The 19966-nt window shown below is 67.2% G+C and carries 17 protein-coding genes, 2 pseudogenes and 1 riboswitch; of the genes and pseudogenes, 8 read left to right on the top strand and 11 right to left on the bottom strand.

The features are described from left to right. Positions 1-3: 3 nt before the first annotated feature. From OC550_RS07455 to OC550_RS07430, 6 genes and pseudogenes are all read right to left on the bottom strand, one after another. A pseudogene (locus tag OC550_RS07455) lies at positions 4-258 on the bottom strand (4-oxalocrotonate tautomerase family protein); the annotation flags it as partial. A gap of 10 nt (positions 259-268) precedes the next feature. Next, positions 269-1747: an aldehyde dehydrogenase gene (locus OC550_RS07450; RefSeq protein ID WP_262104787.1), complete on the bottom strand. Its 1479-nt coding sequence runs from the start codon at positions 1745-1747 to the stop codon at positions 269-271. Beyond that, positions 1744-2490 (bottom strand): alpha/beta fold hydrolase, encoded by a 747-nt coding sequence (locus tag OC550_RS07445; RefSeq protein WP_262104785.1) that lies wholly within the window; start codon positions 2488-2490, stop codon positions 1744-1746. The genes OC550_RS07450 and OC550_RS07445 overlap by 4 nt, the downstream gene beginning before the upstream one ends. A gap of 2 nt (positions 2491-2492) precedes the next feature. Continuing rightward, positions 2493-3044: an amino acid synthesis family protein gene (locus tag OC550_RS07440; RefSeq protein ID WP_262104783.1), complete on the bottom strand. Its 552-nt coding sequence runs from the start codon at positions 3042-3044 to the stop codon at positions 2493-2495. Next, on the bottom strand, positions 3041-3673 hold the full coding sequence (locus OC550_RS07435) for an amino acid synthesis family protein (protein WP_262104781.1): 633 nt from the start codon (positions 3671-3673) through the stop codon (positions 3041-3043). The genes OC550_RS07440 and OC550_RS07435 overlap by 4 nt, the downstream gene beginning before the upstream one ends. 28 nt (positions 3674-3701) lie before the next feature. Continuing rightward, positions 3702-4388: a GntR family transcriptional regulator gene (locus OC550_RS07430; protein ID WP_262104778.1), complete on the bottom strand. Its 687-nt coding sequence runs from the start codon at positions 4386-4388 to the stop codon at positions 3702-3704. Positions 4389-4516: 128 nt separating this feature from the next. On the opposite strand from OC550_RS07430, the gene OC550_RS07425 reads away from it, so the two are divergent. Beyond that, a complete protein-coding gene (locus tag OC550_RS07425; protein WP_262104776.1) occupies positions 4517-5461 on the top strand; it encodes a flavin reductase in 945 nt (314 codons plus the stop codon). 41 nt (positions 5462-5502) lie between these two features. After that, a complete protein-coding gene (locus OC550_RS07420) occupies positions 5503-7128 on the top strand; it encodes a BCCT family transporter (RefSeq protein ID WP_306556912.1) in 1626 nt (541 codons plus the stop codon). Between the two features lie 200 nt (positions 7129-7328). Here OC550_RS07420 and OC550_RS07415 read toward each other — a convergent pair. The 4 genes and pseudogenes from OC550_RS07415 to OC550_RS07400 all read right to left on the bottom strand — a co-directional run. Continuing rightward, positions 7329-7655: pseudogene (locus OC550_RS07415) on the bottom strand (helix-turn-helix domain-containing protein); the annotation flags it as partial. A gap of 218 nt (positions 7656-7873) precedes the next feature. Next, positions 7874-9196, bottom strand: coding sequence for a cation:proton antiporter (locus tag OC550_RS07410; protein ID WP_262104774.1), 1323 nt, complete (start codon positions 9194-9196; stop codon positions 7874-7876). Between the two features lie 86 nt (positions 9197-9282). Then, entirely contained in the window at positions 9283-11037 is a 1755-nt protein-coding gene (locus OC550_RS07405) for a SulP family inorganic anion transporter (protein ID WP_262104769.1), read from the bottom strand. A gap of 125 nt (positions 11038-11162) precedes the next feature. Beyond that, a complete protein-coding gene (locus tag OC550_RS07400; protein ID WP_262104767.1) occupies positions 11163-12692 on the bottom strand; it encodes an endonuclease/exonuclease/phosphatase family protein in 1530 nt (509 codons plus the stop codon). A gap of 434 nt (positions 12693-13126) precedes the next feature. Then, a riboswitch (cyclic di-AMP (ydaO/yuaA leader) is annotated at positions 13127-13326 on the top strand. Between the two features lie 2 nt (positions 13327-13328). On the opposite strand from OC550_RS07400, the gene OC550_RS07395 reads away from it, so the two are divergent. The 4 genes from OC550_RS07395 (at position 13329) to OC550_RS07380 (ending at position 17729) form a co-directional block, all read left to right on the top strand. After that, positions 13329-14279 carry a hypothetical protein gene (locus OC550_RS07395; protein ID WP_262104766.1) on the top strand — a complete coding sequence of 317 codons (951 nt, stop codon included), beginning with the start codon at positions 13329-13331 and terminating at the stop codon, positions 14277-14279. 175 nt (positions 14280-14454) lie between these two features. Next, complete coding sequence (locus OC550_RS07390; RefSeq protein WP_262104764.1) at positions 14455-16101, top strand: helix-turn-helix transcriptional regulator; 1647 nt, start codon at positions 14455-14457, stop codon at positions 16099-16101. 114 nt (positions 16102-16215) lie between these two features. Next, positions 16216-16599, top strand: a complete 384-nt coding sequence (locus OC550_RS07385; protein WP_262104761.1) for a hypothetical protein — start codon at positions 16216-16218, stop codon at positions 16597-16599. Positions 16600-16628: 29 nt separating this feature from the next. Continuing rightward, positions 16629-17729, top strand: a complete 1101-nt coding sequence (locus OC550_RS07380) for a class I SAM-dependent methyltransferase (RefSeq protein ID WP_262104759.1) — start codon at positions 16629-16631, stop codon at positions 17727-17729. A gap of 75 nt (positions 17730-17804) precedes the next feature. On the opposite strand, the gene OC550_RS07375 is transcribed toward OC550_RS07380, so the two are convergent. Then, on the bottom strand, positions 17805-18707 hold the full coding sequence (locus OC550_RS07375) for a ribonuclease Z (protein ID WP_262104757.1): 903 nt from the start codon (positions 18705-18707) through the stop codon (positions 17805-17807). Positions 18708-18795: 88 nt separating this feature from the next. Between OC550_RS07375 and OC550_RS07370 the strand changes: the two genes are divergently transcribed. Together OC550_RS07370 and OC550_RS07365 are read left to right on the top strand one after the other, a co-directional pair. After that, positions 18796-19080, top strand: a complete 285-nt coding sequence (locus tag OC550_RS07370; protein ID WP_262104755.1) for a DUF427 domain-containing protein — start codon at positions 18796-18798, stop codon at positions 19078-19080. A gap of 112 nt (positions 19081-19192) precedes the next feature. Next, positions 19193-19945: a lipoate--protein ligase family protein gene (locus OC550_RS07365; protein WP_262106281.1), complete on the top strand. Its 753-nt coding sequence runs from the start codon at positions 19193-19195 to the stop codon at positions 19943-19945. Positions 19946-19966: the final 21 nt, after the last annotated feature.

Genomic DNA, 19966 nt, shown 5'->3' with positions numbered 1-19966 from the left:
TCCTTATTCTGCGGGGGTTTTTATCCGCGCTTCGCGCGTAAGTGGAGCTGCCTGCGTCAAGGCGGCTTGCTGGCGTTCGGCAATGGTTTGGTTGGCTTTGGACCAATGGGTCTGGGGGACTTCCCGGATGATCACGGTCATGTTCTCCGGCAGGGCGCCGACGGATTCCTCCGCGGCGCGGTGCAGCGCGGAAACCAGGTCCCGCAGTTGTTCGGGGGACCGGCCTTCGGCGATGGATACGTCGATTAATGGCATGTCGTGCTCCTTGTCAGCGCATGATGAACGGGTCCGCGACGGGGCCTTCGTCGGTGTTGATCCAGATGCTCTTCAGGCGGGTGTATTCGTGCATGGATTCCAGGCCGTGTTCGATGCCCACGCCGCTGTTCTTGAAGCCTTGGCGCGGGGACATCGGGGACATGGCCCGGTAGGTGTTGACCCAGACGGTGCCGGCCTCGAGCTTCCGGCTCATGCGGTGGGCCCGCGCGAGGTTCTGCGTCCATACGCCCGCGGCCAGCCCGTACTGGGTGTCGTTGGCGAGGCGGAGGACCTCTTCCTCGGTGTCGAAAGGCATGATGGCCGCTACCGGACCGAAGATTTCCTCGCGTACCACGCGCATGGAGTTGTCCACGTCCGTCAGGACCGTCGGGGCGTAGAAGTAGCCGGGCAGTTCCACGTCGGGACGGCCGCCGCCGGTGAGGACCTTGGCGCCCTCGGATACGCCGAGATCCACGTAGGAGCCGACCTTTTCCTGCTGGGCCGCGAACGCCAGCGGGCCAAGCTCGGTAGTGTCCTCGATCGGGTTGCCGATAACGATGCTCTTGGCCCGTTCGGCGACCCTTTCCAGCAGCTCGTCGTAGACGGAGCGGTGCGCGAAGACGCGGCTGCCGGCAATGCAGGTCTGGCCTGCGGCGGCGAAGATGCCTGCCACTACTCCCATCGCTGCATTTGGGATGTTGGCGTCCTCGAACACGATGTTGGGGCTCTTGCCGCCCAGCTCCAGGGTGCAGCCGATGAAGCGGGACGCGGCGGATGCGGCGATGGCCGAGCCGGTGGCGGTGGAACCGGTAAAGGAAATCTTGGCGATCTCCGGATGGTCCACCAGCGCGGCACCGGCTTCGGCTCCCAAGCCGGTCACGACGTTGACGACGCCGTCGGGGAAGCCTGCCTTCACCGTCAGTTCGGCCAGCCGCAGGACGGTGCGCGACGTGTACTCGGAGGGCTTGATCACGATGGTGTTGCCGGCGGCCAACGCCGGTGCCAGCTTGGACGTGGTCAGCGTCAGCGGCGAGTTCCACGGTGTGATGGCGCCGACGACGCCGAGCGGCTCGCGCTGGGTGTAGTTCAGGATTGCCGGGTTCATCGTGGGGACCTGGCTGCCCTGCACCTTGTCTGCCAGACCGGCGTAGTAGTAGAGGTACTCGGGCAGGGTGGCCAGCTGGCCCCGCATTTCGCGCAGCAGCTTGCCGTTGTCCTCGGTTTCCATCCGCGCGAGTTCGTCGGCATGCTCGCCGACCAGGTCGCCGAGTTTGCGCAGCAGGTGCCCGCGCTTGGTCTGGCTGAGGTCCCGCCACAGCGGGTTCTCGAAAGCGGTGCGGGCAGCACGAACGGCCGTGTCGATGTCGGCCTTGGTGCCGCGGGCCGCGGTGTACAGGACCTCGAGGGTGGCCGGGTTCGTGCTCTCGAAGTAGCCGCCTTCAGCCGGGGTGATCCATTTGCCATGGATGAAGTGGTCGTATTGCTTAGTCACGAGTCTCGCCTCGGTTCTTCGATGAATTCGGTGATGATGTGGGCCAGCTCCGCCGGGCGCTCTACCGGCAGCATGTGCCTGGTGTCAGGTACGATGGCGGTGCGCGCGCCCGGGATTGCCTCGCCCAGGCGGCGGGTCATCTCGGGTGTCGAGCCGGGATCCAGGTCCCCGGTCACGGCCAGCGACGGGACGGAGATCCCGCCGAGCTCGGCGCCGATCTCCGCGTCGGACGTCGCGAAAACCCGGTACGCGTGCAGGTAGGACTGCCTGTCGTTCGCCAGAAGGGTGCTGCGCACACGGGCCATGGTCGCCGTGTCCGTTCCCGCCTCCGCCGGGAACCAGCGCCGGACCGAGGCCTCGACGCTGTCGGCGAAGTCCGTATCCGCGTTCTCCAGCCTGGCTGCCACCGAGGCTGCCTCCTCAGGCGTCCTCAGGCAGACCGAGCTCACGCTAGCCAGGCTGGCGACCAGCTCCGGGCGATGCCGGGCCAGATGCTGGGCAATCAAGGCGCCAAGCGAGAACCCGACAAGGTGCGCCCGCCCCGGAAGCCGGACGGCGACGTCATTCGCCAAATCCGCAAGGGACACCGCTTCCGTCAGCGGGGGTCGGGCGCCGTGGCCAGGCAGGTCCAGGGCCACGATTTCCCGGTCGGTGAGCCGGCTTAGTTCTGCGCGGAACAGATCCCACATGCTGCTGTCCAGCCCGACACCGTGCAGCAGGACGATCGGCAGTCTTGCCTCCATGGCTACTGTTCGGTCGACAGCGGTGCCAGGCGCTGCTGCGGACGGCCCTGCGAAGCTGCCGCCAGCGCGATCACGATCTCGCCGGGGTGCGGGGCATCCGCCAGCCGGACCTCGATGCTCTGGTGGTGCGAGCGGATGGTCGCGTCCGTGACGTGCTTCAGCGGGATGTCGAAGGTGACGCCGGCCGGACCGCGCTTCTCGACGGCGGGCAGCAGCGTGGTGGCATTCGCTGCATTGCGGAAATGGTCGCCGAACTTGAGCGTGTGGATCAGCGCGGAGCCGTGCTCGATCTCGCCGTCCAGCCCTACGATCGCGGCTTTGCCGTAGGCCTCGACGGTGCCGCCGAGGGCTTTGACCACGCGCGGTGCGAGGAGTTCCCCGACCCGGGAGGCTGCTTCGTCGATGCCGGCGGTGAGGTCTTCGACGAAGCCCTGGCCGCGCCACGGGTTATCAATGACGGCGGCGACGACGGCGACGCGGGCGTTGGGTTCGACCGGCCGGCCGCCCTCGGTCAGGGTCTCATCGACGAGGGTGATGATCTTTCGGACGTTCATGCAGGGGCTCCTTCAAGGATGCGGGAGGTTACAGCGGGATCAGTGGTGCGGTCGCCGATTCTGGCGTGCGGCCGGGGGCCGGTTGAAGCGGCGGCGATAACAACAATTTCGTCCGGCCGGGGGCCGTCGGAAATCCGGGCTGTGATGGTCTGGTAGTGGCTGCGGGTGGCGGCCTCGGTCTTGTGCCACATCGGTACGACGAGCGGTTGGCCGGCCTCGGCACGGTCGTCGGCAAAGCAGATGATCGATGTGCCCTCAAGGAACTCCCTGACCAGGTTGCCGAAGTACGGGGTATGGATCAGGGCACCGGCGTGCTCGATCTCGCCGCTCGATCCGACGATCGCAGCCTTGCCGAACGCCTCGATCCGGTTGACCCCGCCGAGGCCCTCGATCAGGCGGTCGGTCAGGATCTGCGCGATGTGCGGGGCTACGGTCCGGGACTCCTCTGCCAGGTCCTTGTCCGGCGCAGTGCCGATCCAAGGGTTAGGAATCACTGCTGCGGCGGTGGCCCGGAGGGCCGGTACCGGCGGACGGGCGCCGTTCTCCAGCAGGACTTCCTCTTGGTAGTAGACAATTTTCCGGATGCCGGCGGCGCGTTCCGCGGGGCCGGCAGTAGTGCTGTTAGTCAAAATGGGGCTTCACTTTCTCGGAGAGGGATCAGTCGTTCCGGGTCCGAGAGTCCGTCAGGACTTCGCGGGAGGATGCGTAGACATGGTTTCGCATGGCCGCTTCGGCGCCGAAGTGGTCCTTGTCCTTGATCATCGACAGGACGGTGCGGTGTTCCGAGGTCGAGGCACTGATGCGGCCGGGATGCTCCGCGGTCCGCAGGACCAGGCGGTGGTAGGCCAACTGGTTCATCAGCCGCTCGTAGTGCTCCACCAGCTTGTTGTTGTCCGCGCCGGTAATGATCGTCCGGTGGAATTCGTGCACCAGCTCGGCATACCGTTCGGCATCCTGTTCCGCTGCGGCCTCGACGGACTCCTCGACATTGCGCTCAAGGATCGAAATCTCACGGACCTTGCCGCGCCGCGTCAGCAGGCCGGCAGCCAGGCCCTCGAGGCTTTCCTTCAGCTGGAACAGCTCGACTATCTCGCGCCGGGTCGGTTCCCGCACGAACGTGCCGACCTTGGGGCGGATTTCGACCAGGCCTTCGTGCTGCAACTGCTTGAGAGTCTCGCGGATGGGAGTGCGGCTGACCTCGAACTCCTGGGCCAGGAATACCTCCGACACCGGAGCGCCGGGAGGAAATTGCCCGCCGAGGATCAACGTACGGACCCTGTCGAGCAGGGAATGCTCTTTGGAGGAATCCTCGTTGCCCTGCGTCTTCATCAGCATTTCTTGCATACATGGAACACTACGTTGCATGCATGAGGGGCGTCAAGAGTGGTGCGAGTATCTCTAATTTTCTAGGTTATTCAAGGAAACATACTGCCTCTTGACCTCTCGGCGTGATGCAGATTACGCTTTCTACCATGCAACAAACTTTCGACAGCGTAGTAGCAAATGTGTGGGCGGCGGCATGGGACAGGGGAGAGGTGGAGGCCCTGGGAACACTCGTTTCCGCTGATTACCTCAGGGTCAGCAAGGGCAGCGGCAAAACCCTGAACCTGGAGCAGCTGCAGTCAGAGATCCTGGCCATCAGGGAAGCCTTCCCGGACCTGGTTACGACAGTGGATGCCGTTGTCGTCGACGGCGCCAGCGCGGCCATCTTCTGGACCTCGACCGGTACCCACAGCGCCCCCTTTATGGGTGTCCCGGCGACCGGCCGGCAGGTCCAGACACGCGGCTCGAATTTCGTGACCGTGGAAGGCGGCCTTATCAAGCAGGAGACAGTGACATGGGACAGCAGTGAACTGCTGAGCTCCCTTGGTATCCGGCACCTGGGCGACGCACTCGGAGAAGCTGATGGCGTCGTCGTTGATTCCCTCTCCGGCGAGCCGGATCTTGAACTGATGAAGGGGTTCAACCGGCAGTTCGTCACCGGCGTCACCGTGGTCACGACCAAGGAGAACGGCGTTCCCAAGGGCCTGGCGGTCAACGCTTACGCCTCGGTCTCCCTCGAACCGCCGCTTGTGATGGTCTGCATCCAGAAGACGTCCTCCACTTACCCGGCACTGTTCGCTTCCAGCCACCTCGGTATCAATATCCTCAGCAACGAACAAAAGCCCACCGTGTCCACGTTCGCGTCGAAATCGGCGGATAAGTTTGCCGAGATCAACTGGCACGCCGGTCCGCACGGTTCGCCCTTGATTGACGGTTCCTCCGCCGCGCTCGAGGCGGAGATCCGCGAGCGGTTCCAGGCGAAGACCCACACCGTCTTTATCTGCCGTGTCCGCCACGCCGAGGTCAGCGAAACCGCGCCCATGGTCTACCAGGCGGGCCGCTTCTTCGACAGCGAAGGCCTGTCTCAGCTCTAACGCCGCCAGCGGCGTTGAACTCCCACCATTCGGAGACCATTATGGTTCAACAAATCTCTCGACCGAACGCGGAAACCATGCCCAGCAGCCCGCTGCCCCCGCAACCGCCGGCACCTGCATCGCCGCGGCGGCTCGGCTCTGTCTTTTGGGCCTCGGTAGGACTGATCGCAGCGTTTGTCATCTGGGCATCAGCAAGCCCCACGAGCCTGGGTAACGTCATGACCGCCAGCATGAACTGGGTAGCAGCCTCGGTCGGCTGGAGCTACCTGGTGGTGACGCTGCTCTGCATCGGCCTGATGATATATCTCGGCTTCAGCAGGTTCGGCGACATCCGCCTGGGTTCGAGCACGGACCGGCCCGAGCACAGCACCTGGGCGTGGCTGGCCATGATCCTGTCCGCCGTCATGGGCATCGGCCTGATCAGTTACGGCGTCGCCGAACCGATCTCGCACTTCATTGCGCCGCCGCACGCACTGGCCCAGCCGGAGACGATGGACGCGGCCGTCCGGGCCATGCAGTTCAGCTTCTTCGACTGGGGACCGCACGCCTGGGCCGTCTTCGGAGTCTTCGGGCTGGCCATCGGTTACTCCACGCACCGCAAAAAGCGGCCGGGCCTGGTATCCCCGATGCTGCGGCCGATTTTCGGCAGCCTCGTGGACGGATGGTTCGGCAAGGCCATCGACGTCTTCGCGATCATCGCCACTCTCTTCGGGACCACCACGTCCCTGGGGCTAGGCGCCTCCCAGATCGCCGAGGGCCTGGGGCGCGTCTTCGGGCTGCCGTCCGGCCTGGTGACGCAGATCCTGATCATCGCCGTCGTGACTGTCCTGTTCACGCTGTCCGCGCTGTCCGGCGTGAACCGCGGCATCAAGTACATCAGCCAGATCACCATGACCCTGTCGGTCGCGCTGGCCGTCTACGTGTTCGTCGCGGGCCCCACGAACTTCATCTCGAACTTGTTCTTCCGCTCCGTGGGACAGTACTTCAACGACTTCTTCCAGGTCAGCCTCATCACTCCGACCACTCCAGATGACCTGCAGTGGATGCAGTGGTGGACCTACTTCATGATGGCCTGGTGGCTGAGCTGGGGCGCCTTCGTCGGCGTGTTCCTGGCCAAGATCTCCAAGGGCCGCACGGTTCGCCAGTTCGTCGTCGGCGTCCTCGGAGTGCCCAGCCTGGTCTTCTTCGCCTGGTTCACCATCTTCGGCGGCTCCGCCATCCACATGGACATGAACGGTGCCGGCGTCGGTGCGGCCACCACCGAGAACATTAACTCCGCCTTCTTCGCCATGTTGGAGAATCTGCCTCTGGTCCAGATCACTGCCGTTGCTACGGTGATCCTGGTTGCGCTGTTCTTCATCTCGGGGGCAGATGCCAACACGTTCGTGCTGAGCATGCTCTCCTCCAAAGGTACGCTGGATCCCGGCAAGCCCGTGCTCGTCATGTGGGGAGGCCTCACCGGTGCCTGCGCTGTCCTGCTGCTGGTAGTCGGTGGCCTGACCGCCCTGCAGCAGGCGGCGATGCTTTCCGCCCTGCCCTTCACGCTGATCGTCGCCTTGCTCGGAGCATCGCTGATCATCGAACTCAGGCGCGATCACGAGTTCGCCGCTTTCCGGCACGCGCGTCTGAAGGACCTGCCCGTGAAGAATCGGAAGGGGTCAGCCTAGTTTCCGTCCAATAGGTGAATCTTCGGCGGCCGGCTCTCGGAAATAGAGAGCCGGCCGCCGCAGACGTGAGTTCCGAACTGCAGTGTCAAAGGCCGTGGCTTGTGTAGGCGTCGGGAAGTCACCGCCCTCCCTACCGGACTGCTGAACTCAGCAGGAGCCACAAGCCGAGCGCGAAACTCGAGATAGTCGGAAGCGGGATCCTATGAGTTCGACTGCTCTCGCTCACGCTCCAGGCGGGAGAGATGTCGATGACGCTGCTTGGCTGGAGCCGCTGCGGCTTGGCGTAAGTACTGGTACACCGTCCCGCGGCTGATGCCGTAGTCCTTGGCCAGCGCTGGCTTTGGGATACCGGCGGCCGCGCGGGTAACCAGATCGACTGCGTTCTCCGGGGAGAGCGTCTTTTTCCGGCCGCGATAGGCGCCCCGCTGGCGGGCCAGGGTGATGCCTTCCCGCTGTCGCTCCCTAACAAGCGAGCGCTCGAACTCGGCGAAGGCTCCCATGACCGAAAACATGAGGTTGGCCATGGGGGGCGAAGGTTCCCAGTGTTGCTCCGATACGGCTGGCCGCCGTGGTGATGCCAACTGCGCTGGGCCGCACATTCGTGGGGAACAGCTCGCTGGGGTTCGAGGATGCTCGGGCCGCCGGAGACGAGTGCCTAGGCGCAGAAGCAGGCGACGATGACGCCGAATGGCGGCTGGCCCCTGCTTCCGGGGACCGTGTAATGCCCGGAAGTAGGCATGCCGGTTCAGCCCGGTTTTCCACCGCGGTGGAAGCCGGCGGAACCGAGGGTGGGGAACTGGCGCCGACGGCGGGGCATTGTCGCCGGCGTCGCCTCTTCCGCTGCCGGATGTACGGCGGCGTGGACCTCGTACCACCGGTGGTAGAGGGCGACCAGCGGGACCGAGCTGAGGCCGTGGAGCATGACGCTGAGCGCAACGGTGATGACCGCGGTCGTGAACACGACTTCACCGTCGGGAACCCCGCGCTCGAAGGCGAGCAGCGCGAACACGAGTGAGGCGAGGCCGCGCGGACCGAACCAGCCGATGAACGCCGTCGTCGGGGCCTTCACGCTCTGGCCGGCGAAGGCGATCGCCACGGGGACCATACGCACCAGTGTCAGACTGAGCACAGCGTAGAGGATCACCTGCCAGGTGATGTGCGGGACGGCCCAGGTTAGGGCCAGTGCTCCGAATCCGATCCAGGTTACGGCGGCCAGGAAGTCGCCTGACTCCTCGGCGAACAGCGTAACCTGCGATCCGCGTGCGCCCGAAGCCCTCCCGAACGCGATGCCGCCGACGAAGGCGGCGATAAAACCGCTGCCGCCGAGCGTCAGCGCGAGGGTGTAGGCCAGCAGCGCCACGGCCATCGTCACAACCTGTCGCCACTCCGGGCTGATCCATCCCCGCCGGTCTGCGGTGCGGAACAGCAGCCCGCCCAGGATTCCCGCTGCGAGTCCGCCGGCGAGTCCCCAGCCGATCTGGGCGGCCATGTTGCTGACGACCGCCCCGGTGATCCCGGTCGTGAGATCGGCGTTGGCGATTTCAAGGGCGACGAGGAAGAAGGGGACGGCGAGTCCATCGTTGAGGCCGCTCTCGACGTCCAAGGCTTGCCGCACACGGGCCGGAACGGCGCTATCCGCCACGACCTTCCGGCCCAGGGCGGCGTCGGTCGGGGCCAGCATCGTGGCCAGCAGGGCGGCGGACGCGAGCGCCATGCCAGGGAAAACGAGGGTTCCGACCCACATTCCGGCGAGCATCGTGAGCGGCAGGCCAATCAGCAGCAGGCGGCTCGGCCACCCCAGTTCCTGGCGAAGCGAGCGAAGGTCGAGCCGGGCGGCATCGCTGAACAGCAGCAGCACGAGCGCGAGCTCCGCCACGCGCTCGACCACCTCGGCCTCCAGGGTGATGTCAAGCATGCCGAGTGTCGACGCGCCGACGGCGAATCCTGCGGCGGTCAGGAACAGGGCCGAGGTGACGCCATAGCGGTCAAATGGCCTGGAGATGGCGCTCCAAACGATGATGATTCCCAGTATCGTCGCCGCCGTCACCATGCGGATCCTGCTCTCCATCGCTGCAACGCAGTCTGAGGCCCAGCCTACGCTTTACCCGAACGCTCCGGCAGTGCTGCCCGGCCGGCCCGCCCTCCAACCTGGATTCAGCCGGGCGTGCCGTCGCGTCCCTGCTGGGCTGCAGCCTGTTCCGCCTGCACGGCCCGGTGGATGTTCCCATGGATCATCTGCGCGCCGAGGCGCTCCACCACACCGTCCCTCTCCAGCGTCGCGCGTACGGCGGGCTTCAGCCGGGCCAGTCGCAGGTTGATGCCGGCCTCGCGGGTCAGGTGCACAACGTCCGCCAGCTTGGCTGCGCCCTGGGAGTCGATGAAGTTGATCCCTTCGCAGTCGAGCACGATGCCGGTAAGGCGCGGCGTCGATTGAATGGCCTCGCGCAGGCGGTCCTCCAGCGCGTCGGCGGTGGCGAAGAAGAGTCCGCCATCGAAGCGCACCACGGCGATGTCGGGAAGCACCTCGTCGCCGGGGTGCCCGTCGGTTTCGCGGAAGACCTGGGTGCCCGGCTGGCGTCCCAGGACCGGCATCTCGGGGTGGGTGGCCACGGAGATGAGCCAGAGGAGCGAAAGTCCGATGCCGATGATCACACCCGTGAGCACGCCGAAGATGACGGTGCAGGCGATCGCGGTGACCGCAATCCAGAAGTCGAACCGCTGCACCCGGGCCAGCCGCCGCATTTCGCGCAGGTTCATCATGCCCATGACGACGGCTTCGATGATCAGGGCCGCCAGCACCGGCTGCGGCAGGTTCGAGAAGAGCGGGGCCAGGAAGAGCAGCGTGAGCAGGACCGTGCCGCCCGAGGTGAGGGAAGCCAGGCCGGTCCTGGCCCCGGAGTGGTCGTTCAGCGAGCTTGCCGACAGGCTCGTAGAGACCGGCATACCCTGGAACAGGCCGGCCGCCGTGTTGGCCAGCGACTGGGCCGTTGACTCCTGATTAATGTCGATCCGGTAGTGGTGCTTCGCGGAGAAGGCCCGCGCATCTCCTGCGGTCTGGGAGAAGCCGATCAAGGCGAGCGCCACGGCCGCGATTGCCACGATGCCCACCTTGTCCCACATCAGGTGGAGGTCCGGGACCTGCGGCGACGGCAGCCCGCTGGGCACATGTCCCACCAGTGCCACGCCCTTGGTCCCAAGATCAAACACCGCTGATGCGAGGAGTCCACCGACGACCAGGACCAATGCGCCGGGAATGCTGGGCGCGACTGCCCTTAGGCCGAAGACGACGGCCAGCGCAATCGTGCCCACGACGAGCGTCGCCGGATGCGTCCCGCCCAGGGTTCCCAGCCATGAGACCAGTTCCTGGATCGGATTGGAGCCGGTGGCGTTAGTACCGGTGAGCTTCGGCAGTTCACCGACGACGACGTCGATCGCCGCGCCGAAGAGGAAGCCGGTCACCACGGCCCGGGAGAGGAACTGGGCAATCCAGCCCATTTTGAGGACGGCAACGAGCAGGAACAGGATTCCGGATGCGAGGGTGATTCCGGCGACAAACGAGGCAATATCCTGCGGGCTGGTGAGGCCGGCGGCGAGCACGGCGCTCGCAGCCACCGCTGCCAGGCCCGAGCTGGGCCCCATCGAGATCTGCCGGCAGGTGCCGAAGATGCCGTAGGCAATCGCCCCGGCCGCGGCCGCATACAGTCCGTTCTGCAGCGGGATTCCCGCGATGCCGGCATACCCCAGGTTCTTCGGAACGATCAGGGCAGCGACGGTGATCCCGGCGATCAGGTCGCCGCGCAGCCAGGTGCGGTCGTAGGAACGGAGTTGTCCGATCAGGGGCACCAGGGGCCCGCCCCCGCGCTGCGACCTTTTCATGGTCCAGTCATACTCCGGGCCGTAGCGGTCCACCAGAGTCATCCTCTCCGGAACATACCGGCAGAGGGCAGAGGCAGCACGGCCCGGCGGATCAGGGCGGGCCTGGCGGCGCCTGCCGCCGCTTGCAATACCGGATCCGGTCCAGGTCCTCTCCGGGCCTACTTCAGCTTCAGTTTGGCCAGGACCATGTTGTGGTCCGATCCCGGCGTGGAGCGCAGCCGGCCGGCGGCGTCGATGTCGAGAACGTTCTCGTAGGAGACGGTGCCGGCGATGTTCTTCGTGAAGACGTAGTCGATGCGCCCGAACGTCGAAGTCTGCTGCTTCCGGTAGCCGTTGGTCGTCGGGTAGAGGAAGTCGGTCTTGGCGGCCGAGGAAGCGGTGTCGGTCCAGCCGGCCTTGATGAAGGCCTCGTGCGGGGCGTTGGAGGGCAGCTGGTAGAAGCTGCTGTTCATGTCCCCGCCGACGATCACGGCACGGTTGCGGGTGTTGATTGCATTCATCTGCCGGTCAATGGTCTGCATGACCGCGGTCTTGGACACCGAGCCGGTCAGCGGCAGCTTCGGGTCGGCGTGGAAGGACAGCGCGTAGAAGATCTTGCCGGTCTTCTTCGATTTCAGCGCCACCCAGGCGGCGCCGCGGCGGTCCTGGCCTGCCGGGGTCGGCAGGGCGAAGGTGCCGCGCTTCACAAGGGTGTATTTGGAGCCCTTGTACGCGATCCGGTTCCAGTAGTGCTTGGTGCCTGCCTTCTCCGGCGTACGGTCCAGGGCGTAGCCGATGGTCTTCAGCCGGGCTTGGAAGTCTGTCATGGCCTTGGTGTTGGCGGTGCCCGGGATGTTGACGTTCATGGCCTCCTGGAGCAGGAGCACGTCCGGGTTCTTGGCCTTGATGGTCTTCAGGTGCGTGAGCTTGCGGGTGTTCCAGTGCGGGGCGCCTGTGACCTTGCAGCTGGCGCACATCAGGTTTTGGCTGGCCACGCTCAGCGGCTCGCTGCCGCCAACGGCAGGCGCTGCCGGGTACGCGGTCAGCCGGACCGAGGGCCGGGTCTTATAGGTCTTGTTGTGCGCGTACACCCGGATGAAGCTCGGCATCGACGACCGGGAGCCGTGCGTGAGCTTCGTGATCTTCAGGCTGGTGCCCGTGATGTTGGAGAAGGTCCGCGGCCGCAAGGTCATGGCCATGTTGTCGGCGATCTTCACGGTGTAGTGCGTGGTGTCCGCGGTCCGGTTCCAGGAGACCGTGATGCTGTCCTGCCCACCCGATGCCTTCAGCGGGGTGAACGCGCCGGGGTAGTTGGCCTGCGTGGTCGCCTTCAGGCTCGGGGACCAGGCGGAGCGGACGTATTCGCCGTAGTCGCTGCCGGGCTCGCGGTACAACGCCCGGTACTGGATGTAGTAGGTAGTTGCGTCCTCCAGGTCGCCGAGGTAGCGGCTGTTGACCTTCTCGATGACCGGCGCGCCGGCCATGTCGGAGCGTATGGAATAGCGGACCTCGTACCGGTTGGCCCCGGACACAGCATCCCAGGCCAGGGTGAAGCCGGTGTAGCCGGCAGAGGCCAGTTCGGGCCTGTCCAGGCTGGCTGCCACCTGCACCTGGGCGGGGGCCGCCACGGCGGTGCCGGGGACGAAGGCGCCGAGCAGGGATGCGGCGAGGAGGGCGGCCGCGGCGCGGCGCAGGGGAGTGGACTTCATGATGCTCCTGGGCGAGTGCGTGATCTCTAACAGGAGACATGCGTCGAAACCCCCGAAGCCTTCCCCCGCGAAAAGTATGACGGCCAAAGACCGTTTTGCGAAACGATTCACCGCAGCGGTAGGGCCGCAATGGCGCTGGAAGGTCACCGCAGTCCGGCCACGCATGGCAAGAAAAGGGCTAAGGCTTGTCGGACGGTGCTCTCGGCGTAATCCCATCCGGCGGGCGCAACGGCCCGGAGCCGGACGAAGCCTGCCCGGAGCGCTTCTCTGTGCCGAGGCCTGAGGCTAGGGGGAAGGAACCGTTCCCTACGGCACGCGATCGACCGTTTTGCCTGCTCAGGGCGTGCGTGAGCAGGAACACATGTCACGGGTTTGTAACGATTCATCCGCGGCGGATACGTTAGATGGCGCCATGCCCCGGATGGGCTCATGGCCTGGTGCGCACGCCGAACTCTGCCAGCGTACCTGTCCGTTCAATTGCACTGGCAGAGGTGGAGGAACCATCATCGGCGCCATCGGCGCCTTGGGGTGAAGTGCGGCCAGCCGAAGCAGCGTCCTGTTGTGCGGCGGCCGTGCCGGGATGCTCTCTCTCTCGAATCCGACAGCTAACTTCTCAGGCGTGTAGAGAGGATTCCCGTGAAGATTCACTCATCGCGCGGACGCCGGCGTGCCGGCTCCGCGGTTCCGCCCGGCGGCCGCTCCCGTGGCCGCCGCAGCGCCGCCGCAGCCTCCTCTGCGGCTTCGGTTTCCGCCGTTAGGAAACCGGTGGCGTTCACCGGCATTGCCGCCGTCGCCACCGGCTTGGCGGCCGCCGTTGTCCTTCCGCTGATCCAGCCGGCGGAACCGGACGCCGCGGGCAGCCATTCGGAAACCAAGACGTTCACGACGACGGGGTCGGTAGCGGCGTCGACCAGCAGCACGACGCCCGCCTACGACCGCCCCACGGTCGACAGCAAGGCGGCTTTGACCGGGGCGGCTTCGACCGGGGCGGCCTCGCTCCCCGCCGAGGGCAGCGCGCAGCCGACCACCGGCGCCGTCCCTCCGCAGCTGCCGGCCGCCGGAGAGGCTGGCCCGGCCGAGGAAGCGGCTCCCGTCCCGACCAGCGACGGTACAGCGGCGGCGGGCACGTCGAAGGCTGCGGGCGCGCCGGCCACCGGCTCGACCCCGGACACGGCCGCCCCCGCGACCGGCTCGGCCAAGGCAGGCACGGCAGCCCCGACCGCGACGGCAGCCCCGACCGCGACGCCGGACTCGACGGTCACGGCCGGAACGCCGTCGTCCGCCCTGGCGAGCCCCCGCCCCAGCGCATCCGCCACCCCCACTGAACGGTCCGTGCCTGAACGGACCCAGCCGGCCGAACGCAGCGTGCGCGCGAGGACGTCCGTGACCGCGGAGCCGATTCCGTCCACCGGAACGGCCGACCCGAGTATTCTCCCCGTGCCCGCGCCGTCGTTCGGTACCGGCAAGGCAGCGGCCGACGAAGCGCTGCGGAAGCTTCGGGCAGTGCGCGGCGAGACGGTCGACGACCCGAACTGGCGCTGGATCCGATCGCACCTGGACGGGCGCGATGAAGAACGCAGCCGCTAGCCGGACCTGATGACGGTTCGCTGCCAGGATCCGGCGGGGCCATGCCTCGGGACCTGCGGCGGAAGTACGACGGCGGAACTCATGTTCCGTCGTCGTACTTGCTTAAGATGCGGGTGCAGGGCGGCCGCTCGACCGATGCCCGCGTCCGGGACTACCGTTGAGATGGAGTCCGAACATGGACAATTTCAACGCACTGCTCGACACAGCGCGGGCGGCGTACGCCCGCGGGGATTGGTATGCCGCCCACCGGGATTTAGCGCATGCCAAGGAGCTCTCCGGACTGTCTGCACAGGACCTTGGCCTGCTGGGCAGCGCCGCCTGGTGGGTGGGGGAGGTCCGGGAATCGCTGTCGTTGTCCGAGGTGGTGTACCACCGCTTCCTGGACGACGGCGAGCCGGCCGAGGCGGCAATGAAGGCCTTGAACCTGGGCCTGCTGTGGTTCATCCGGGGCGACCTCGTCATTGCCTCCGGCTGGGCCAGCCGGGCCCGACGGATCTTGGCCGACATGCCGGAGGGGCCGGCGCAGGGCTACCTGCTGTACCTGGACGCCTCGATTGCCTTCGACTTCAGCCCCGACGGACCGGCAGCGCAGGCCGCGGCAAGGCTGCAGGAGCTGGCCCGCCGGCACCGCGCACCGGAGCTGACCTCGTTCGGGCTGGTGCTGTCCGGGCTGGTCGATCTGCGCGCAGGTAGGACGGCGTCCGGTTTCGCGCAGCTGGATGAGGCAATGCTGCCGGTGCTCGCCGGAATGATCCCGCCGGAATGGGCCGGCGACATCTACTGCACGGTGATCCACGCCTGCCATGAACTGGGCGACCTGCCGCGCATGAGCGCCTGGACCCGTGCCACGGAGCAGTGGTGCCAGCAGTTCCACGGGGAAGTGGTCTACTCGGGCATCTGCCGCATCCACCGGCTGCAGCTGCTCAGTGTGGAAGGCCGCTGGGGCGAGGCGGAGGAGGCCATCGAGCGCAGCGGCGCCGAGCTGGTCGGCCGGAACAACTGGGTGGCGGGCGAGGCCTTCTATCAGCTGGGCGAGCTCCGGCGGCTCCGCGGCGATACCGGCGGAGCGCAGGCAGCCTACGCCCGCGCCCGGGAGCTGGGCACCGAACCGCAGCCGGGGGAGTCCCTGCTGCAGCAGGCGGCGGGGCACAGCGACGCGGCCTGGGCAGGGCTGTGCTCGGCGCTGAGCGGCCGGGACCGGCTGGCCTGTGCGCGCTTGCTTGAGTCGGCGGTTTGCATCGCCCTGGCCAGGGGGCTGCGGGATGAAGCGGAGCGGTTCTGCACCCAGCTGGAGGAAACGGCGGCCGAGTTCGGCACGGCCTGCTTCCGCGCGTGGGCCGGCCACGCCAGGGCGGAAGTGCTGATCGACGCGGCAGACTTTGCGCACGCCCTGCCCGTGCTGCAGTCCGCGGCCGCCGGATACCGCGCACTGCAGGCCCGGTATGAGACGGCCAGGCTCTACGAGTTGTCCGCCCGGGCACACCGCGGCATGTCGCAGCCGGCCGTGGCCGACGCCGACGAGGCCACGGCGCTCGCAATCTACCGGGAACTCGGTGCGGCGCCTGACATCCGGCGCTTCGACCGGACCCCGCTGCCCGGAGGCCTGACCGAACGGGAAGCCGTTGTGCTGGCACTGATCGCTTCGGGGGCCAGCAACAAGGACACGGCCCAGACGCTGTTCATCAGCCAGAAGACCGTCGGGCGGCACCTGGCCAACATCTTCGCCAAGCTCGGGGTATCGTCCCGGACCGCGGCCGCCGCCTGGGCCCATGAGCACGGTCTGCAGTCCGCGGGCGCCCGCAGGCCGGCCGGCCCTGCATGAAATGAGCCATCCCGCGGCCGGAGGAATGGTGCATCCTCCCGACGCGCCGGTTTCGGCCGCTCCGTAGCGTTGATGGTGCACAGCAAGTGCACACAGCGTGAAGGAGCAGCAGTGATGGATATCGATCTGGCGATCCTGGCCGGCGGTGTCTCTACCGTCATTTTTGCCGGCAGCGTCATGCCCATGATCGTCAAGGCGGTGCGGACCCGCGACCTGGCGTCCTACAGCCTGGGGAACCTGTTGCTGAGCAACACGGGGAACGTCGTCTATGCCGTCTACGTATACAGCCTCCCGGCCGGTCCCATCTGGGCGCTGCACGGTTTCTACATCCTTTCGACCGCCTTCATGCTGGCCATGTACCTGCGCCACGGTGCGCTCGCGGCCCGGCGGCAGCTGCGTCCGCCGCGCACCGGACAGGAAGAAGGGCTGCCGCGGCAGGGCACCGAGGCCTTGTCCGAACTCCGGCAGTCCACTGCCTCCGGGACCTTGGTCCCGTAACGCAGGTCCTTACAGTAAAGGAAAGAACCATGACCATCGATCAGGAAACAACCCTTGAGGAGCTCCGGAGCGGACTTGACCCCGCGGCGGTGGCTGCCGCCGCGGGAAGCTACTTGGAGATCCTCAACAAGGCTGCGATCGCCCTGCTCACGAGTGTCGGGCACCAGACCGGCCTGTTCGAGACGCTCGCGCAGCTGCCGCCGGCGACTAGTCGGCAAATCGCCGACGCGCGCGGCCTGGACGAACGTTACGTGCGGGAGTGGCTGGGCGGCATGACTGCGGCGGGGGTAGTCCGGTACGACGTCGCCGGCCGAACTTATCGGCTGCCCCGGGAACAGGCGGCCGTCCTGACCAGGGCCGCGGGGCCGAACAACATGGCACTGCTGATGCAGCATATCTCCATGATGGGCGAGGTGGAACAGAAGATCATCGACCGCTTCCACCGCGGCGGCGGGCTGGCCTACGGCGATTACCCGCACTTCCACCGCAATATGGCGGAGACCAGTGCGGCAGTCCACGACGCGGCCCTGCTGGACGTCATCCTGCCGCTCGCGCCGGAGCTTCCACAACGCCTGGCCCGCGGCATCGACCTGTGCGACATCGGGTGCGGCAGCGGCCATGCGATCAACCTGATGGCCAGCGCCTTCCCGGCCAGCAGGTTCACCGGCTACGACTTTTCCGGGAACGCCATCGAGGCCGCCCGCGCGGAAGCCGGCCGGATGGGCCTGGCGAACGCGTCCTTCGAGGTGCTGGACGTGGCCGCCCTGGACCGGGAGCAGGCCTTCGACGCGGTGACAGCCTTCGACGCGATCCATGACCAGGCGCATCCGGCCCAGGTGCTCACGAACATCCGCAAAGCGCTGCGGCCCGGCGGCGTGTTCCTGCTGGTAGACATCAAGGCCTCCAGCTACGTCGAGGACAATGCCGCCCTCCCGTGGGGCAGCTACCTGTATGCCATTTCGATGTTCCACTGCATGAGCGTTTCGCTCGGGCTCGACGGCGACGGGCTGGGCACCGTCTGGGGCCGGCAGCTGGCGCTGTCCATGCTGTCGGACGCTGGCTTCGGCCAGGTCGAGGCCAAGGAGATCGAGTCGGATCCGTTCAACGCATACTTCGTCGCAAGGCTATAGCGCTCGCAGTCCATGCCGGTCATTCCAGACGGCGGGAGCCCCGGTGCCTCAGGGGCTCCCGCCGCCTCACCGTGCTCAGCCCCGGGGCAGGACGTGTCGCCGCTTCGGGAACCTGATCCTGTCCAGGTCCTTCGCCGCGAGGACCGCGGTTCCGCCGGCTCGGGCACGGGCCTGTTCCGCCAGGGCTGATGTGTCGTCCCCGTAGCGGGAGGAGAAGTGTGTCAGCACGAGCACGCCCGCGCCGCCGGAGCCCGCCAGCGAGCCTGCCTGGCCGGCGGTGAGGTGGCGGTACTGCGAGGCGAGCCCCTCGTCGTCGTCGTTAAAGGTGGACTCGGTGACGAGCAGGTCCGTGCCGTCGGCCAGTTCTTCGGCGCCGGGGCACAGGGCGGTGTCCATGATGAAGGCGAAGCGCTGGCCGGGACGGTACACGCTCACGTCCGCCAGGCGCACGCCATCGAGGCTGCCCTCGCGCTGGAGCCGGCCTATGTCGGGCCCGGCGATGCCGGCCGCGGCGAGGCGCTTGGGCAGCAGGGTGTGGCCGTCGGGTTCGTTGAGGCGGTAGCCGTAGGTCTCGATCCGGTGCCGCAGCTCGCGGACCTCGAGCCCGGCCGCGATGGGACCGGGGGAGCCGTGCGGGCAGAGCCGAAGGTCGATGCCCGGGGAGGCGACGGAGACGAGGGCACGGACCACCTCCTCGCCCGAGGCCGGATAGTGCAGATAGACGGGGTGCGGCACGCCGTCCAGGGCCATGCGGGAGAGCACGCCGGGCAGGCCGTAACAGTGGTCGCCATGGACGTGGGTGAGGCAGATCCGCGTGATCCGGGTGGCCGAGACGCCGGCATGGATCATCTGCCGCTGCGTCCCCTCGCCCGGGTCGAAGAGCAGGCCTTCGCCGTCCCAGAGCAGCAGGTAGCCGTTGTGGTTCCGCGTCCTCGTGGGGACCTGCGACGCTGTACCGAGAACGATCAGTTCGCGCATGCCACCGAGTGTGCCATGTGATTGGCGGCTGCGGGACGTTACCGGTTTACTGGTAGGAACGGCCCGAGGCGGCACGAGGGAGAAGAACATGGTCAGGGCAGTATGGCGCGGCGCGGTGATCGCCGAATCCGAGGACACCCTGGTGGTTGAAGGCAACCACTACTTCCCGCGCGACAGCGTCAAGGACGAATACCTGGTCCCCAGCAGCCACCACTCGGAGTGCGGCTGGAAGGGCACGGCCCACTACTACTCGCTCGACGTTGACGGCGAGCGCAACCAGGATGCGGCGTGGTACTACCCGCTGACCACCCCGGAGGCCGAAAAGATCCGAGGCCGGGTGGCCTTCTGGCGCGGAGTGACGGTTGGCGACTGAATTGGCGGCCGGCGGCGCGGCGAAGCGGCCGGAGGCGTCCCTCGGAGGCACCTCCAGCCCGGCGGCGTCCACAGCCTTGCCCTCCGGATCGGGCGCGGCGTGGCCGGGAGAGTTGCGCCGCTCGCTGTCGTGGATCCGGCAGGATACGTCCTTCGGCGCGGCGGAGGACCTGGATTACGGGCTGCGGATGCTGCAGGCGGCCAAGGCCGGCCGGCTGGGGGCGACGGTGCGGATCTACCGGCCGGCGCCAAGTGTAGCCTTCGGCCAGCGCGATACCCATTTGCCCGGCTTCGCCGAAGCCGCCGAGCACTGCCGTGCGCTGGGGTTCGAGCCGCTGGTGCGCAAGGCCGGGGGACGCGCGGCGGCGTACCACCGGGGGTGCCTGGTCATCGACCATGTCCAGCCGGAAGCCGACGCCATCGCCGCGTCCCGGCACCGCTTCGCTTACTTCGGCGAATTGCTGGCGGCGGCGCTGCGGGATGCCGGCGTGACCGCCGGCATGGGTGAGATTCCGGGCGAGTACTGTCCGGGGGAGTACAGCGTGCACGGGGTCCCCGGGTACGACGGCGGTGCTCGGGTCAAACTCGTGGGTACCGCCCAGCGGGTCGTCTCGGGGGCCTGGCTGTTCTCCTCCGTGATCGTGGTGGAGGACTCCGGGCCCCTGCGGGAGGTGCTGGTCCAAGCGTACGACGCGCTGGGGCTGGAATGGGATCCCGCGACCGCGGGCGCCGCGGACGACCTGGTTCCCGGTATCCGGGTGGAGGCGGTCGAGCGCGCCGTGCTGGCCCGGTACCGCGCTGATTGGGAACCCGAGGAGTCCGGCTTCCGGGTGCTGCTGGATCGGACCGGACGGCCGGGAGACTAGGACCCGGAGCGGCGGGACGGT

The sequence above is a fragment of the Arthrobacter sp. Marseille-P9274 genome, from assembly GCF_946892675.1.
GTDB lineage: Bacteria > Actinomycetota > Actinomycetes > Actinomycetales > Micrococcaceae > Crystallibacter.
Note: the sequence above shows the minus strand (reverse complement) of the source record. Positions and strands in the feature narration are given on the sequence as shown.